The sequence below is a fragment of the Phocaeicola vulgatus ATCC 8482 genome (assembly GCF_000012825.1).
Lineage (GTDB): Bacteria > Bacteroidota > Bacteroidia > Bacteroidales > Bacteroidaceae > Phocaeicola > Phocaeicola vulgatus.
Map to the genome: position 1 here is coordinate 2,063,337 of NC_009614.1, position 12,996 is coordinate 2,076,332.

The 12,996-nt window shown below is 49.5% G+C and carries 20 protein-coding genes; 2 read left to right on the forward strand and 18 right to left on the reverse strand.

From position 1 onward, the window contains the following. Window positions 1-11: 11 nt before the first annotated feature. The 6 genes from BVU_RS08005 to BVU_RS08030 all read right to left on the reverse strand — a co-directional run bounded on the left by BVU_RS08005 (window position 12) and on the right by BVU_RS08030 (window position 4,559). The gene (locus BVU_RS08005; protein ID WP_011965227.1) at window positions 12-893 is read right to left on the reverse strand and encodes a hypothetical protein; all 882 of its coding nucleotides are present in this window, start codon (window positions 891-893) and stop codon (window positions 12-14) included. Between the two features lie 12 nt (window positions 894-905). Continuing rightward, window positions 906-2,141, reverse strand: coding sequence for a hypothetical protein (locus BVU_RS08010; RefSeq protein WP_032934307.1), 1,236 nt, complete (start codon window positions 2,139-2,141; stop codon window positions 906-908). Window positions 2,142-2,146: 5 nt separating this feature from the next. Further along, complete coding sequence (locus BVU_RS08015; RefSeq protein WP_011965228.1) at window positions 2,147-2,914, reverse strand: N-6 DNA methylase; 768 nt, start codon at window positions 2,912-2,914, stop codon at window positions 2,147-2,149. Window position 2,915: 1 nt separating this feature from the next. Beyond that, complete coding sequence (locus BVU_RS08020; RefSeq protein WP_011965229.1) at window positions 2,916-3,722, reverse strand: DUF4121 family protein; 807 nt, start codon at window positions 3,720-3,722, stop codon at window positions 2,916-2,918. Next, a complete protein-coding gene (locus BVU_RS08025) occupies window positions 3,709-3,987 on the reverse strand; it encodes a hypothetical protein (protein WP_041174425.1) in 279 nt (92 codons plus the stop codon). The genes BVU_RS08020 and BVU_RS08025 overlap by 14 nt, the downstream gene beginning before the upstream one ends. A 281-nt stretch (window positions 3,988-4,268) precedes the next feature. Then, the gene (locus BVU_RS08030) at window positions 4,269-4,559 is read right to left on the reverse strand and encodes a DUF4120 domain-containing protein (protein WP_005789949.1); all 291 of its coding nucleotides are present in this window, start codon (window positions 4,557-4,559) and stop codon (window positions 4,269-4,271) included. Between the two features lie 330 nt (window positions 4,560-4,889). Between BVU_RS08030 and BVU_RS08035 the strand changes: the two genes are divergently transcribed. Continuing rightward, window positions 4,890-5,234 carry a hypothetical protein gene (locus BVU_RS08035; protein WP_011965231.1) on the forward strand — a complete coding sequence of 115 codons (345 nt, stop codon included), beginning with the start codon at window positions 4,890-4,892 and terminating at the stop codon, window positions 5,232-5,234. Window positions 5,235-5,291: 57 nt separating this feature from the next. On the opposite strand, the gene BVU_RS08040 is transcribed toward BVU_RS08035, so the two are convergent. The 12 genes from BVU_RS08040 to BVU_RS22715 all read right to left on the reverse strand — a co-directional run bounded on the left by BVU_RS08040 (window position 5,292) and on the right by BVU_RS22715 (window position 12,354). After that, window positions 5,292-6,005 (reverse strand): hypothetical protein, encoded by a 714-nt coding sequence (locus BVU_RS08040; RefSeq protein WP_011965232.1) that lies wholly within the window; start codon window positions 6,003-6,005, stop codon window positions 5,292-5,294. A gap of 1 nt (window position 6,006) precedes the next feature. Further along, on the reverse strand, window positions 6,007-6,708 hold the full coding sequence (locus BVU_RS08045) for a hypothetical protein (RefSeq protein WP_011965233.1): 702 nt from the start codon (window positions 6,706-6,708) through the stop codon (window positions 6,007-6,009). A 10-nt stretch (window positions 6,709-6,718) separates the two neighbouring features. Beyond that, window positions 6,719-7,738 (reverse strand): LPD29 domain-containing protein, encoded by a 1,020-nt coding sequence (locus BVU_RS08050; protein WP_011965234.1) that lies wholly within the window; start codon window positions 7,736-7,738, stop codon window positions 6,719-6,721. A gap of 13 nt (window positions 7,739-7,751) precedes the next feature. Continuing rightward, window positions 7,752-7,961 carry a hypothetical protein gene (locus tag BVU_RS08055; protein WP_041174426.1) on the reverse strand — a complete coding sequence of 70 codons (210 nt, stop codon included), beginning with the start codon at window positions 7,959-7,961 and terminating at the stop codon, window positions 7,752-7,754. Continuing rightward, window positions 7,937-8,236: a hypothetical protein gene (locus tag BVU_RS08060; protein WP_041174427.1), complete on the reverse strand. Its 300-nt coding sequence runs from the start codon at window positions 8,234-8,236 to the stop codon at window positions 7,937-7,939. Before BVU_RS08060 ends, BVU_RS08055 begins: the two co-directional genes overlap by 25 nt. Beyond that, window positions 8,233-8,832, reverse strand: a complete 600-nt coding sequence (locus BVU_RS08065; RefSeq protein ID WP_011965236.1) for a hypothetical protein — start codon at window positions 8,830-8,832, stop codon at window positions 8,233-8,235. The genes BVU_RS08060 and BVU_RS08065 overlap by 4 nt, the downstream gene beginning before the upstream one ends. Before the next feature lie 47 nt (window positions 8,833-8,879). Then, window positions 8,880-9,377 carry a DUF4313 domain-containing protein gene (locus BVU_RS08070; protein ID WP_011965237.1) on the reverse strand — a complete coding sequence of 166 codons (498 nt, stop codon included), beginning with the start codon at window positions 9,375-9,377 and terminating at the stop codon, window positions 8,880-8,882. Between the two features lie 50 nt (window positions 9,378-9,427). Next, complete coding sequence (locus tag BVU_RS08075) at window positions 9,428-9,679, reverse strand: hypothetical protein (protein ID WP_041174428.1); 252 nt, start codon at window positions 9,677-9,679, stop codon at window positions 9,428-9,430. A gap of 69 nt (window positions 9,680-9,748) precedes the next feature. Further along, window positions 9,749-10,636, reverse strand: a complete 888-nt coding sequence (locus BVU_RS08080) for a hypothetical protein (protein WP_011965239.1) — start codon at window positions 10,634-10,636, stop codon at window positions 9,749-9,751. A gap of 3 nt (window positions 10,637-10,639) precedes the next feature. Further along, on the reverse strand, window positions 10,640-11,782 hold the full coding sequence (locus BVU_RS08085) for a hypothetical protein (RefSeq protein ID WP_007851204.1): 1,143 nt from the start codon (window positions 11,780-11,782) through the stop codon (window positions 10,640-10,642). Continuing rightward, window positions 11,767-12,063: a hypothetical protein gene (locus BVU_RS08090; protein WP_005634950.1), complete on the reverse strand. Its 297-nt coding sequence runs from the start codon at window positions 12,061-12,063 to the stop codon at window positions 11,767-11,769. Before BVU_RS08090 ends, BVU_RS08085 begins: the two co-directional genes overlap by 16 nt. Window positions 12,064-12,123: 60 nt before the next feature. Continuing rightward, window positions 12,124-12,354, reverse strand: coding sequence for a hypothetical protein (locus BVU_RS22715; RefSeq protein ID WP_005792615.1), 231 nt, complete (start codon window positions 12,352-12,354; stop codon window positions 12,124-12,126). Window positions 12,355-12,475: 121 nt separating this feature from the next. On the opposite strand from BVU_RS22715, the gene BVU_RS08100 reads away from it, so the two are divergent. Further along, window positions 12,476-12,883 (forward strand): hypothetical protein, encoded by a 408-nt coding sequence (locus BVU_RS08100; protein ID WP_005640474.1) that lies wholly within the window; start codon window positions 12,476-12,478, stop codon window positions 12,881-12,883. The last annotated feature ends 113 nt before the right edge of the window (window positions 12,884-12,996 follow it).

Here is a 12,996-nt window from a genome sequence, read left to right on the forward strand (position 1 = left end):
AAGTTGATAAATTACAATTTGTTCTTATGGCTTGTCTTGCTTGTTTTAGTAAATTCAGATCTGTACTCTTTTGACAGACGGATATAATCCTTTTCGCTATATCCGGCCGGTCCGAACAATTCATAATATCCGGGGAAGGGTTTTCTTTCCGTTTCCGGTATATGCGTGCTGGTTTCCTTATGGCAACAGATGATGTGCCGGACAAACCGGTAGCACTTGCAAAGATCCGCCAGGACGGTGTACTCGTTGTCCGTATGAGGTTCATAATATCCACAGGAGAGATTGACGCAGGATACTTCCAGCCCGTTCCTTTTCAATGCCGCCACATCCGTAGCCAGCCCCTGTGCAGGCTTGTAACCGTACTTCCGGGGATCTACCGCTGAAATGAACTCATTGGAGCATAGCCTCATTCCGTTGATTTGTGTTACCATATCCCCGTTCCCTTTCCGGTCGCACTGGATGACGAAACGGCAGTCGGAAAAGAAGGACATGTCGGCATGGCCGCTGCCTATGCATCCTATCTCCTCCTGTACGAAGAAGGCACATTTCACCGCCTTGAAATCCTCCAGGCATTTCAGGCAGATCCAGATGCCGTTCTTGTCATCCGCGCCGATTCCGGTCATCCGTTTACGCTTGTGATCATAACCGACAATCATCGAGTCCGCCACAAGATGGGCCGCATAGGAGCCTGTCTTGCGCCGGTGTACCTCGTCCATGTGCGCCACGACACAGGGGTAGCTTTCCCGGTTGCCTTTGACCGCGTAGATGTTTCCGTACCGGTCTTGCCGGAAAGGAATCCCCATCCGCCTGAGTTCCCCGATGATGAACCCGGCTATCTTCCCCTCCTTACCGGAGGGGGAGGAGATGTTGTAAAGAGCCATTAATTTTTCCATGATACTGACTTTTTAGGAGATGAACAACTTTTCGATTTGCAGGTACCGTCTGAACTCCGGTACGGGACGTCCCTTCTTGAAGAGGAAGGACGGATATTTCTTTCCCTTGTATTCCACCGACGTGCCTTTCAATACTTTTCCGAATACGGTGGATATATAGAACATATCTTGACAATTCTTGCAGAATGCCATATCCGGAAAGGGATGTATCTTTCCGCATTTGGGACATACATATTTTCTCCTGTTTGCGCACCCTTCCGTGCTCCGGCAGGAGGCTATGCTTGTGTCGCCCTCCGTATTTCTAAGTTCCAGATTGCCTTCCGTCAGATGAAGACTGTAGAACGTGTCGAGGTAAGGCACCCCTTTCTTGTGCCACCTACAGGCGGGCACTTTCACCGTCAATGAAACCTGTATATTGTCTCCGACCGCCCATTCCTGCCCCTCAATGGGATTCAGTACGGTGAAATCCGTTGTATGTGTATAATCGTTGTATCTGCGTCGCAACAGGATGCCCGCCTCCTGCGCCTGCTTGCGGATCAGTTCAGCGACGAATGCGTGTGAGAAATAGATGCGGTCCAGCAGGGAGGCGGCAATCGGTGTATTTATTGATTTCCACAATGTTACCTCGTTCCATACAACAGCCCGTCCGAGTATGTTGTTGCTCTCGTCCCTTGCCACAAGGATTTTAGCGCCGGCGAAGTTGGTATAGAAGTCAGCGGCGTTGCGTGCCTTGTCCTCATATCTCATACAGGAACTGTGCAGGCTGGATGTGTCACTGTCGGCGATGGGGCTGTAGTTGCTTTCCAGATAGGCTTCCATGAAGTCGTTCATGCTTTCATGCAGCCTGACCGTGACTTTGCTGTCCAATGAGAGGGCGCTACAGAAATAATTGATTTCGTCGGGTGAGTACTTGGGCAGGTTCTTGAACAGTTCAACAAACGTGGAGGGTTCCAGAACTGTACGATTCTCCGGGAACCAGGGTGCCTGCGGGTTGTTCCGGTCCGGGAAACTGGGATGGGCCAAATCCTTGCTGCAGGCCGTGAACACGATCCGGATTTTCTTGAACGTGCCCGCTTCCGTCCGCTTGCGCTTGGTGGAGAAGCAGTTATAGGTACCGCGTATGATCTCTTCCACCGGTACGTTCTTTTTTACTTCCAAAAGGATGTCTTTGGCTATCACACTCCCGTTTTCCGCCGCATGCATCAGGCGGGATTTCAATTCATTGCTAACATTCAGTTTCATAATCATTCGGTTTATTGTTTATAAATTCTGCCATGTTTATATGGCAATTGTTTCTTGTCCGGCTGCATTTGGCGCAATTTCTCTTTCCGCTTTCTGAGCAGGTCAACGGACATGTTCCTGCTTGTCCGATATTCCTCCTCGCTCATCCGGCGAATGGAAGGAATGCCCGTCTGAGTCAGTGTATGGTTTACCATCCAGCCGTCCATGAAGTTTTCGGGGAAGAGGCTGTCATGGTGGATGACCTCACCTATGCAGCCATGTACGAGCATGTTGCAAACGGTCATCAGGCAACAGGTACGGTTGACATCTTCTGCAACCAGATAATTACCCAGGTGGCGTACATGATATGCCAGCAGCAGCCTTCCGCTTCCGCATGTCGGGTCACAGATACGTTTTCCTGTCGCTGTCTCCCCCGAATCGGTACATAAGACCATCAGGTCGCAGATATCCGGCGGAGTGAAGAACTGTCCGTTCACCTGCCGACCGCTTTTGGAGGATATTGCCATGAAGAGGTCACCGAACGCATCAAACCATCCGCCGGATTGCAATTCCCGCTGCATGAGCCGTATCCATCCGGTAAGCATTTCCATAAAATGCCTGTTCTGCTGCCGTTTGTATTTCCAGTCCATAAGGGGCGGTGCGCCGGGAGAGAACCCGTGAACGATATAGCGCAGGAAATCGTTGAAAACGGATATCGGATCGTAGCCGTTCGAATAGGCGAAATCACAGATCGTTTTCTCAAGCGGACGTATCGCCTGCGGTGTGTTGTATGGTGCCATATTACTCTGATTTTTTATAGATTGTTACTATATGTCTTTTATGGTCAGTCTGTATCCTGACGGGAGAAATGCCAAGGAAAGAGAGATGGGTGTCCGCTTTCAGCATGTTCCATTCCCATGCGGGAAGTTCCTTCCATTCCATACGGTATGCCCAGAGTATGAACAGACCGGGACGGAATCCGTTGAAAAGCTTTCCGTGCAGAATCCCGACCAGCCGTTCCAGTTCTTCCCGCGAGTAAAGGGTGAATGCCTCATTCCGATAGACAAAGGCATCAGCCGGTTCAATATCCGGCTGACACTCGATGAGGTATCTCGTCCATTCTTTTGTGGTGTACTTTCCGTACAGAGGATCGGGTTCCGTGTATTTCCATGCCCTGACGAATGTGTGGAAGAGGACGGCACCGTTCCTGTGCCTTCCGGTATGCCCCCACATCCGGAACTGTTTGCTGCGTATGCCATCGGGAATCAGCAATTCCGGACCGGTTGTAACCCAAGGGCCTCCTTCGGTACTGTAACCGGTACACTTTTCATTTTCATGGCAAAAAGGTGTCTGTGGGAGAAGGCAGATATGAACTTCCCGGTCATCGCCCCTTTCAATGTGTGCCTGCGGATAATAGTCACCGCCACGGGTGATATAAGTGACAACATCTCCTGCAGTCGGTAAACCGACTCTTTCCCTGTCCTCCCGCATCCTTGAAATCAGCCGGTTCACCTTCTCCACGTCACACGCCTTTATGGAGCAGGCACACCCTTCATGCCTGTTGAGAAGAGTCAGACTTTCCAGGTCATAAAAATTAGCGTACTTCATATTGAGATCGTTTTTGTTGGTACAATTTGACCTGACGGGCAACCATGTCGCAGAACTTCTGTCCGTTCTCCTTCTCACTTCTGAAACAGGCAATCATGTCCCAGAGATTCTGCTTGAAGCAGCCAGTCCATTTTTCGTAACAGTGACTTCCATAGACCTTTCCGAACGTTTCCTCGAAAAGTGCGGGAGTCGGCCCTTCATCCCCATGGTGGTTGTATTGCCACAGGGAGACAGGCAGTAGCCGGTTATAATCCAGTGTTTCCATATCTGTTCTTTTTTAAGTAAAACATCGGCCTACATGGGTAGGCATTTTTATTTCTTGATGTCTTTTCAGTCTGTTTTCCGGGGATTGCGGCAAGGCTTGGCGAAAGAAAATACCGCAGCGAAGCGAGGATGATTTTCTTTCAGCCAACCCAGCCCCTGAAAGGGGCCGCCTTGCACAATCAGCCCGGGAAACAGCTATCTTTACAGCAAGAAATGAAAAAGCAGACCTCGGATTCTCTGTTCTGAAGTCTGCTTCTCGGTCATTGTCGGGTCTCATGTTTTTCAGGTATGTATCTGCCATCCGTGGAACGGCTGCAATGTTACGGCAAACGATCTGTCAGGTATTCCATGATAGAGCAGGCCGCCCACGATACCTGTCCTTCCGTCGGGATAGCGCTGTGTGAAGCCGAACGAGTACGGGGCATGGTCATAGTAGAGTGAGATTTCGCAGGGATAATCAGGGTTTTCTTCCCAGCTTTTCAACCGTTCCAGACATTTTTGGAGCGAGGTGTCACCGATGGATTCGGCATAACGCCTTACATTCTCGAAATGTTCTTCATTCAGGATTTTCATGACTTTTGTATTTTTATCTGTTAAACACGTCCGGCTCCGGGAGCCGGTATTTTTATTTCTCGCCTGCCTGACAGTCCCGTGGCCGTACCCGCAAGGTTTGGCGAAAGAAAATACCGCAGCGAAGCGAGGATGATTTTCTTTCAGCCAACCCCGAAGGGGCCTGACCTTATACGGGTACACAGGACACGGGACTACCTTTGCAGGGTGGGAAATAAAATATACGGTTGTTTTTTGTTGTGGGATTTTGTGTGGATTCCTTAGATAATCTTCCTGATTTGTTCGCCATTGCCGGACAAATGCTGTATTTTTGCAATTTCTAATTTCAGGATTATGGAAAACTATCTAAAGAAAGCGACGGATGCTTTCCTTGTGGAGCGTCCGTATGGTATGCGTGTGGATTACAGGAAGAAAGGGTTCGTGCTGTTTAACCGCAACCTGAACGTATTGGGCAATGTGGAGCATGCCCGTCTGGAAGAGCTGCCTCTGGAGCGGTTCAATGTGGAGGAAATTCCGTTGGAGGGTGAAATAGTGGAAGAACATGCAGGATTTACCGATGTATTCTTCTACACCGATTTGACCAACCCTTATGCCGGATATGTGCTGAACCTACAAAAGCTTAAAGCCTATAACCGGTTGATGTTTCCGCTGGCAATGGCGCTGAACCGTGAGTTGTGAGGTCGGAAGATGGTAGCGGTAACAGCTGCATGGAACAAGCCGTTACCGTCCCGGATTTTATTGTTTGCCCTCTTTTTCTGTTATGAACGCAAGATAGGCGGGCACGGCCTTATGGCATCCGGTAAAGTTCGGTGTCCGGCGGCCCTTGATTTTCCGGAAACTGATGGTTCCGTTCCTGTCAATGCCTCTTACATGCCTGTTGAATGTCCCTTTGGTTCTGATATGGATGTCAAAACCATCCCTTCCGGTGATTTCAAGGAACATTCCTCCCGTGATCCGTTCCCCGTCCAGGAATTTCTGTTTCTGTTCATCGAGCAGCAGTTGATGTTGCTCTTCCCGCGCTCTGCGCTCTTCCGCCTCTTTCTCTTCCCGCTCCCTGCGTTTCTGTTCCTGCTTCCTTTTGTATGCCTCACGGGCTTGCAGCAAGGGTGCGGTGTCGAGTCCGAGGGCATTGAACACACGGATGGAGATCAATCTGACGAAGGCTCCTCTTTCCGCGCCCTGAAGCGTATCCGCGATCCAGTTCCTGCAATAGGCGGCGGCTTCCTCCCTGCGGCCTTCTCCTTTGAGGAACCGGCGTGAATACTGCCCGCTGGAAAAATAAACGTTTTCAATCCGGCAGACCACATGGAAACAGTCATCGTCCTCATTCCCATATTCGTTCTTTCTCGACAGGGAGAGATATACATTCTCTGCGTACGGCTCCAGTTCCATATAAGGAGCCACGACGGTATTCCCGTCAGACTTGTACTTGAATACTTTTGCTTTCATACTATCGTTCAGTTTGTTGGTTGTTGCATATTACATCTATAATCTCTTTTCCGCTTCTTTCACCCTTCAGGAAGGCAAGGAAGCGCCTCAAAAAGAGCCGGGCACAGTCAGTTCCCAGCTGGGAGCTTTCACCCTCTTTGGTAGCGCATACCGCAAAACGCCCCAGTCCGAAACTGTCCTGTTGCGGTACGATGTGGTAAGACAAGTCCTCGCTTGCGTTGATGTGCAACCCACGACGGAAAACATAGAAAGTTTTCGGGATTCTTCTGTCGGTATCGATTTCCATACGCTTGTAACCGTGATGTTCCAATAACCGGACCAGTTCCCTGTTTGTCGGAATTGTATGTCCGATCCAGTCCGGCCAGCTTATATTTTCTAGTATGTGTCCGTAATTGTCATATAATATATTGAACTGATCCTGGTATTCATCGTAAAATTCCCCGTTCCCGTTGCACATTTCCTCCAACGCGATGCCGTTTTTACGGACAAGGGCAAGGTCGCCCAGTCCACACGCGATTTCATTGAGCAGCGTGCGTTCCTCGTCCCTGTCTTTTGCCGTTCCGTAAATTCTAAGCAGGGAATACCGGTGTAGCGCCGAACGGGATGGCATATCCAGTTTTTCCCATATCTCATCGTTTCCTATAGCTTGTTTGGTGTTTTCCGGAAGTCCGTACCACCACTTGTCCAAATTGTTTGTATCCATAATTTCTGAATCAGATTGTTTTCAAATTCTGTTTTGAGTACCATGCCTGATACGCGGCGGCATACTCCTGACGTTCCCGCTCCAGGGAATCTCTCATCTTCGGGGTGTACCCGAGCAGGCGGATGTATCCTCCGTTATAACCGGTGAGTTCGCACCTTATTCCGGCTTCCTCCAGTTTGTCGATGCGTTTTTGGGCCATTTTTGCGCTTGAATATTCCTTCGGCCAAAAATAGAGTTCGCCCCGTGAGCCGAAACAGTCTTCCCCCAGAATTATTTCCCCGGCATACTTCCGGCTTTCGATGAAGCCGAAACGCGCTTTGCCCAATGCCCGGCGCATTGCCTTGTGTGCCGGACCTTCCGGATGCTTGAATACCTCCGGTTTGTCTTTGCTGTCGAGTCTGGGCGGTTCCACCTTGTACGGCTGTTTGTAACTTCCGATTCCAAGTGTCAGGTAAAAGTTGGTGTGAAAATAGTCCGTCATGGGGTCGCTGTCGTCGAAATTGTACGACATGATGAAATCGCAGATATTCATCATTACATCCTTTGCCCTGTCCGTCAAGTATTTGTCTGAATCGATATGATAGTGGTTGACATCGCCTTGAACTTTTCCAGACTCTTTGGTGAACGCCTCGAAATCCGCTTTCATCAACCGGATATGGATGGAGTGGCAATTCTCCCGTCTGACAGAGAACTTGTATCCCGGATAGGTCTCCTTGAGCCATGCCCGTACCAGTGCCACGATTTCCGGCGCATGCTGCCCCTTGTAATTGCGGCCTTTCCAGCGGTATTCGTTATACACATACTCGGTGTATTCCTTTGCCGTGGCTCCCGAATAGTCATATTCATATCCGGTTGAAGTCGCGGGAATATCCGGTTTGTCTTTCCAAGCCTCAAAAAGCCTTCCAAACTCGGTGTTCACCTGTTGCATGATCGCAGTGTCGCCACCCTTGTCCGGGTGGTGCTCCAATGCCAGCCGGCGGTATTCTTTCTTCAAGTCCGCCAGAGAGTGTATGTTCTGAAAATAAGTCATAGCCATGAGTTTTTTATGCCCCTGCGAGGCGGTTGATAAAATATTCCCGGTAGTCAAGGTCAAGACCGAGGTTGAGACAGGCCATTTCCATGTCATCTTCCCTCAAATCATCTGCCTCCTGCAATTCGCGCAGATACCGGATTTCGGAGTCCAGGTACTCCCGTGCTTCCGTTTGACTGCAACCGCATGAGCTGCTGATCAGACTGATAATGTTTCCTTGCATACTGTTTGATTTTTGGGGTTACTGTTCCTTTTTCTGAAGCGTCGTCCGTCATATATCGAGACGGCCCGTTCCACCAGAATCCTGCGGTTGTCTTCCGAGAGTTCCAGGTAGAACCGTTCCGCCGCGCCGAATGTGCCCTTGCCTGTCGCCACGCACCATTTTTCCCAGAAATGCGGGTACATGCCGCCATACACGGCTTTGCATTCCTCCTCGCTCCAGGCGTTCCACATGTAGTAGAAGAAACTGGAGACGGTATTTTCCGCTTGATATTTCATGGTTCTTCTATTTGTGATTCTACATTGTTTGTTTCTCTCAGTTGATGCCACACAGCCTCATACATCTCATGAAGCCAGTCTATGTTCTTTGCGCCGAGTTCAAACGGGCTGTGACACTGCACCTCGTCACCGCTTTCTTTCTCTTCGGCAAGGACGGTCAGGCTGTCCGCCGTTACCCGGAGTCCTGTCACCCTGCATTCATATAGTTCTCCGTTCTTGCCAAACCATATCACCCAGACCGGATCATAATCCTCTTCCGGAAGACGAATTTCTTTCACGCAGTGAGTATGGAGCAACTGCCGTATCGCGTCGATGATGTCCCCCCGCAGTTCCTTGATCCTGCCGCTGAAATCAACGGCTTCTGACGGTAAACTTCCTTTTCCGCCTCTTTCCTGCAAGGAGAGAATCCGCGTGTCGGGATGGATACAGAAATCCCAGTCCAACACTTCATCGTCATCGCGTGTCGTGTGGATATCGCCGCCCAAAACAAGACCGCAATCGTCATTTACCATTCTTTTTGCTTCATCGCGGTCTTCTGCCGCTACCGTGTAAGTGCCCTCGAAGGAATACCTTACTCTTATGTCATATCTTTTCATGATTCTTTCCATTTGATTGTTGATACCAGATTCATTGCCCGGAAGGATTACCGGATATTCAATATTGCGCTAAAGGCATGTGGGTCAAGCCTGTAAAACGTCGGAAGGTTAAGTGTGACCATCGGGTAGCTTACCCAGCCGCTCTGACGTCTATAACCTGTATCCTCAGCCAATTTGTTGGACAGAAGGAACTCCATGGCATCAGGATTGTTGTTGATGTCCACGAATGCCCTGTCAGGCAGTGAGAATGCCGCCTTATCTTCTAAGTTGACCGTCAGGACCGTGTATATCTCATGGGTCACGGGATCTTTCAGAGACAATGCCGGCCAGCCGTTATGGTACATTTCAATCACGATTGAGAGACGGCTTTCCTGATACAGGAAAGTCTCTTCCATGGACGGATGGTCGCATTTGACAATTTCAAAATCATCCTCCCCTTTGGTAAATGTCACCATCGGATAGGATACATCGACAAAACATTCCTCTTCCCGGTAACAGATATGTTCTTTTCCCTTTGAACGGATTATAGCTAATTGGGTGTTCATATTCGTAACTGGTTTTAAAATTATTGACTTGCAAGTTAATTGGCCGGCATTCATCTGCCTGTTTCTTTAAACGTGTGATTGTCACCGCCTGCGGACATTTGGGAGAGTTGCTGTTTCACCGCCTTGATTTTCCCAATCAGTTCGTCCTCCCTTCGGAATGAGGGGGTACATTTGGTACGCCTCATCCCGGCTCCCCAGGGGATGTCGCCGCATACTTTTCTCAGGCGTGCCTTTTCGCTTTCCAGGGCCGACTCCAGACGGGCCAGCCTGCGTCGCAACGATTCTTCGGTCACAGTTCTCATGATCTCATTGTTTTTTTTGTATGGTGACGGGTAGGAAAGACAGTCACCATACCGTCGTTATGTGTCACGTTATATTTTAGCTTTTTCCCTTTTGATGCCTCTCAGGACGTACAACAGGTGCAGGAACAGCTCCCTGTCGTAAATCCGGAAGAAGAACGGCTCGCCTGTTTCCCTGACCGTTCCGGTAAACGACACGGACTCCCGGTTCACGGGATATTGGAGGAAGTTGCCATTTGCCAGCAGGGTGTGCTTTTTCTTCATCACTTCGCCTAGGAACTTGTCCATATCGTCGTTTTCCTCATAGCCGGAGAAGTAGAGGAAATGATGACGGCGCAGGCTTCGCAGGATTTTGGCGGTTTCCAGCCTTACATCCCTGCCTGACGATTCGTCCGTTCCTCTCATCAGGTTGCAGATGAACTTCTTCTCGCCATTTATGTCAAGAAACAGATAAGGAACTATAATTATAGAAGCATGCCGTGCGTGGCCGGAGATGACCATCGGCTTTTCTTTCAGGATGTCTCCTTTGAAGGTAATGTTCCGGTAATGGTTGTCCATCTGCCGTTCCAGCTCCTTTCTTGGCGTGGTAACGGAGCGGAGTCCCGTGAAGTAGCGTCCGCCCGCCCGGAAGCAGAACCGGTAGATGTCCGCATGATAAGGCTCTCCCAGGAAAAAGAAATTCCGGGTATGGCGGATGGGGGGCAAGACATCCATGTAGTCGAAATATCTTTCTTCCGTAATCTCACTGAACGGGGCGCAGAGGGATTGCAGGTGGATGCGTATCATCTTGCGGACGGTATTTCCGGACACGGCTGTGAGGTACGGGTTCTTTTCCCTGTCCCTCAGTTCCTCCAGTGTCTCATGATGGTAGTCGCCGTGTATTCCGTCAGACATGGTGGTCACGCAGCTGCCGTCAAAACTGCGTGAATCGACTACGAATTTCAGTTTGTCGTTATTCATGGTTCAGATGTTTTGAAGGTTCAACACTCTCTTGGCGGCACTGAGGGCATTGGAGGTGAGCTGCCGTTGCCATGCCTTGTTTCTGGGTGACCAGCGGAATCCGGAGGATTTCAGTTCCTTTCGTCTGTTGTCTTCGGGAATCCTGTCAAACAGGATCTGAAGGCGGTCTTCCCCATAGTTCCATACAAGTGTCCCGCCCTCGAACGGCACTTCCTTGTTTTCCCGGCTTTGCACCGCTTTCAGCCTTTCGCGCATCCGTTCCGCAAGTTCCGGCAATTGGAAGAATTTGTTTCTCGGGGTGATGACGGGTTTCCTTAGCCTTGCGTTATATTCGGAAATGAAGTCCACGGCCCTGCGGACGATTTCCACTTCCCCGTGATTGGCGAAGGTGGATACCTTGTTCAGGATGCTGCTGACGAACAGGGCACGGTTATAACCCCGGCATTGTCCGGTGTCAATCCCGTGGATGGTGTCGGCGCTGCTCTTGATGTCGCGTTTGAGCGTCTGCCATGCCTTTTCCAGTTTTTCTTCCTCCGGTCGTGCGGCTTCCTTTTTTCGTCTGACGGCTTCAAGAACCTTTTGCCGCCAATTGCGGAACTCCTCGTAGCGGTTCTGATAGCTTCTGTTCGTATTCTCCTGCCTGTGGTAATCAAATCCGCCTCGTCCCGTCACCATCGGGTTGGCGCAGCGTGAGAGGGCCGAGAGCTGGGCGGATAGCTTTTTCCGGTAGGCGGCGATGTATGTATCCCGTTCCTCTTCCTGCATGAGTTGCAGGTCGTTGTGCAGCTCCTCCCCGTAAATCATGATGTCCGTCTCGCCACGAATCTCCGGGTCGAAGGAACTCCAGGCGTATGCGTCGCAAGCCTGTTTCCACATATCCTCCAGATAGCCAGGATGTTTGAACGCTACGGCTTCCCAGTCTTTGAAGTCCCTGGAATGCAATTCATTCCGATCTTCCGGATTTCCGTACAGGTGTACATAGTTGCCCGTTCCATGATGCTCCTTTCTGAAATGGAACGGTACGGGAGGATGGTCCGTACCCTTTTCCCGGATCATCGTGACCCGGTGCGCATTCTCTGCGGTAAGGCCCGTTACTTGTTCTTCCCGGACCTTTGCTGTTGTTGTTTCAGTCATAACCGTTGCCATTCATAAATTATTTCTACCAGTTCTTCGTCCGCCAGTTTTTGGATTTCCTCGTCCGAGCAATAGCAGGCGATTTCCTCGTCCAGCTTGAAAGCTGCCGGGTCAAGGCTTCTGATGCCGTCCAGCAGTTCCGGCACCAGGCTGTCTGCGGCAACCGTATAGCTTCCGTCCCTGCCTTGCACCTTCCGTGCGGGATAGCTCCTTTCCCGATAAACCAACATTCTCATTTTCGGATTGGCACCCTGCTGTCCTTTGTGGACTTTGCTTGTTGTCTCTCTGTTCATACCTTCATTTTTTTAGTTTGTTTGACATGATCGGCTCCGTGGAGCCGGTTTTTCGGTTTCTTACTTGCCGGACTGTCCTTTGCCGGGGATTGCGCAAGGCTTGGCAAAAGAAAATACCGCAGCGAAGCGAGGATGATTTTCTTTTAGCCAACCAGCCCCTGAAAGGGGCCGCCTTGCGCAATCAACCCGGCAAAGGGCTATATTTGCAGGTAAGAAATTGAAAGAATGGCTGGGATTTTCAATTTGTCGGATACAACATGTAATAAGTGTAATGAGCAAATTTAAAAGCATACAACGAAGGTTTTTCAAATATTTTCCAAACTATCGGATATCAATATCATATCGTAAAACAAGCGAAGGCGTGGCATTCCGGAATAAATACATGTCTTCGCGTCAAAGGTGATTGATTGAAATGAATATATTCTCTGCTTTTGATACGGGTGTCATGGTAGCTCTCTTGCTGGGTATTGAGTTTCTTAGGAGTGATATCCAAACAATTCTCTATTGTAAAAGAAACGATCCCGGGATTTTTAAGAGCTGCCTGTATACATTATTTATATTGTTGGCAAGTCTTTATTCCATTGTGGCCGGAGCCATGCTTAACCCCGAGCCCGTACCCGTTTATGAATTGATGCCCGGTTTTCAAATAGGAGTTTATGGTTCTTGTTTTTTGTTTATATTTCTTGTTATCGCCGGTCTTTACCGTAAAATATTACCTCTCGTCCTTTTGGGGTACGCTATGGTATATGTAATCGGTGTACTGATACCGTTACTTGGATATGTAGTGTCCATGATGAATTATTTCGCCAGCGTAGGATGATTATGAAGATCAAAGATGTTTTCCAGAGAAAATGGATAACAGACAGTATAACAAAAAGAAGGTATCCTTTTCAGATACCTTCAATGACGGGCCGGTTGCATATTTACCCTAAT

What these genes read in the sequence shown, in the direction of transcription:
- BVU_RS08005 (WP_011965227.1), bottom strand. Translation starts at nt 893, where the DNA reads ATGGAAAAATTAATGGCTCTTTACAACATCTCCTCCCCCTCCGGTAAG.
- BVU_RS08010 (WP_032934307.1), bottom strand. Translation starts at nt 2,141, where the DNA reads ATGATTATGAAACTGAATGTTAGCAATGAATTGAAATCCCGCCTGATG.
- BVU_RS08015 (WP_011965228.1), bottom strand. Translation starts at nt 2,914, where the DNA reads ATGGCACCATACAACACACCGCAGGCGATACGTCCGCTTGAGAAAACG.
- BVU_RS08020 (WP_011965229.1), bottom strand. Translation starts at nt 3,722, where the DNA reads ATGAAGTACGCTAATTTTTATGACCTGGAAAGTCTGACTCTTCTCAAC.
- BVU_RS08025 (WP_041174425.1), bottom strand. Translation starts at nt 3,987, where the DNA reads ATGGAAACACTGGATTATAACCGGCTACTGCCTGTCTCCCTGTGGCAA.
- BVU_RS08030 (WP_005789949.1), bottom strand. Translation starts at nt 4,559, where the DNA reads ATGAAAATCCTGAATGAAGAACATTTCGAGAATGTAAGGCGTTATGCC.
- BVU_RS08035 (WP_011965231.1), top strand. Translation starts at nt 4,890, where the DNA reads ATGGAAAACTATCTAAAGAAAGCGACGGATGCTTTCCTTGTGGAGCGT.
- BVU_RS08040 (WP_011965232.1), bottom strand. Translation starts at nt 6,005, where the DNA reads ATGAAAGCAAAAGTATTCAAGTACAAGTCTGACGGGAATACCGTCGTG.
- BVU_RS08045 (WP_011965233.1), bottom strand. Translation starts at nt 6,708, where the DNA reads ATGGATACAAACAATTTGGACAAGTGGTGGTACGGACTTCCGGAAAAC.
- BVU_RS08050 (WP_011965234.1), bottom strand. Translation starts at nt 7,738, where the DNA reads ATGACTTATTTTCAGAACATACACTCTCTGGCGGACTTGAAGAAAGAA.
- BVU_RS08055 (WP_041174426.1), bottom strand. Translation starts at nt 7,961, where the DNA reads ATGCAAGGAAACATTATCAGTCTGATCAGCAGCTCATGCGGTTGCAGT.
- BVU_RS08060 (WP_041174427.1), bottom strand. Translation starts at nt 8,236, where the DNA reads ATGAAATATCAAGCGGAAAATACCGTCTCCAGTTTCTTCTACTACATG.
- BVU_RS08065 (WP_011965236.1), bottom strand. Translation starts at nt 8,832, where the DNA reads ATGAAAAGATATGACATAAGAGTAAGGTATTCCTTCGAGGGCACTTAC.
- BVU_RS08070 (WP_011965237.1), bottom strand. Translation starts at nt 9,377, where the DNA reads ATGAACACCCAATTAGCTATAATCCGTTCAAAGGGAAAAGAACATATC.
- BVU_RS08075 (WP_041174428.1), bottom strand. Translation starts at nt 9,679, where the DNA reads ATGAGAACTGTGACCGAAGAATCGTTGCGACGCAGGCTGGCCCGTCTG.
- BVU_RS08080 (WP_011965239.1), bottom strand. Translation starts at nt 10,636, where the DNA reads ATGAATAACGACAAACTGAAATTCGTAGTCGATTCACGCAGTTTTGAC.
- BVU_RS08085 (WP_007851204.1), bottom strand. Translation starts at nt 11,782, where the DNA reads ATGGCAACGGTTATGACTGAAACAACAACAGCAAAGGTCCGGGAAGAA.
- BVU_RS08090 (WP_005634950.1), bottom strand. Translation starts at nt 12,063, where the DNA reads ATGAACAGAGAGACAACAAGCAAAGTCCACAAAGGACAGCAGGGTGCC.
- BVU_RS22715 (WP_005792615.1), bottom strand. Translation starts at nt 12,354, where the DNA reads ATGCTTTTAAATTTGCTCATTACACTTATTACATGTTGTATCCGACAA.
- BVU_RS08100 (WP_005640474.1), top strand. Translation starts at nt 12,476, where the DNA reads ATGAATATATTCTCTGCTTTTGATACGGGTGTCATGGTAGCTCTCTTG.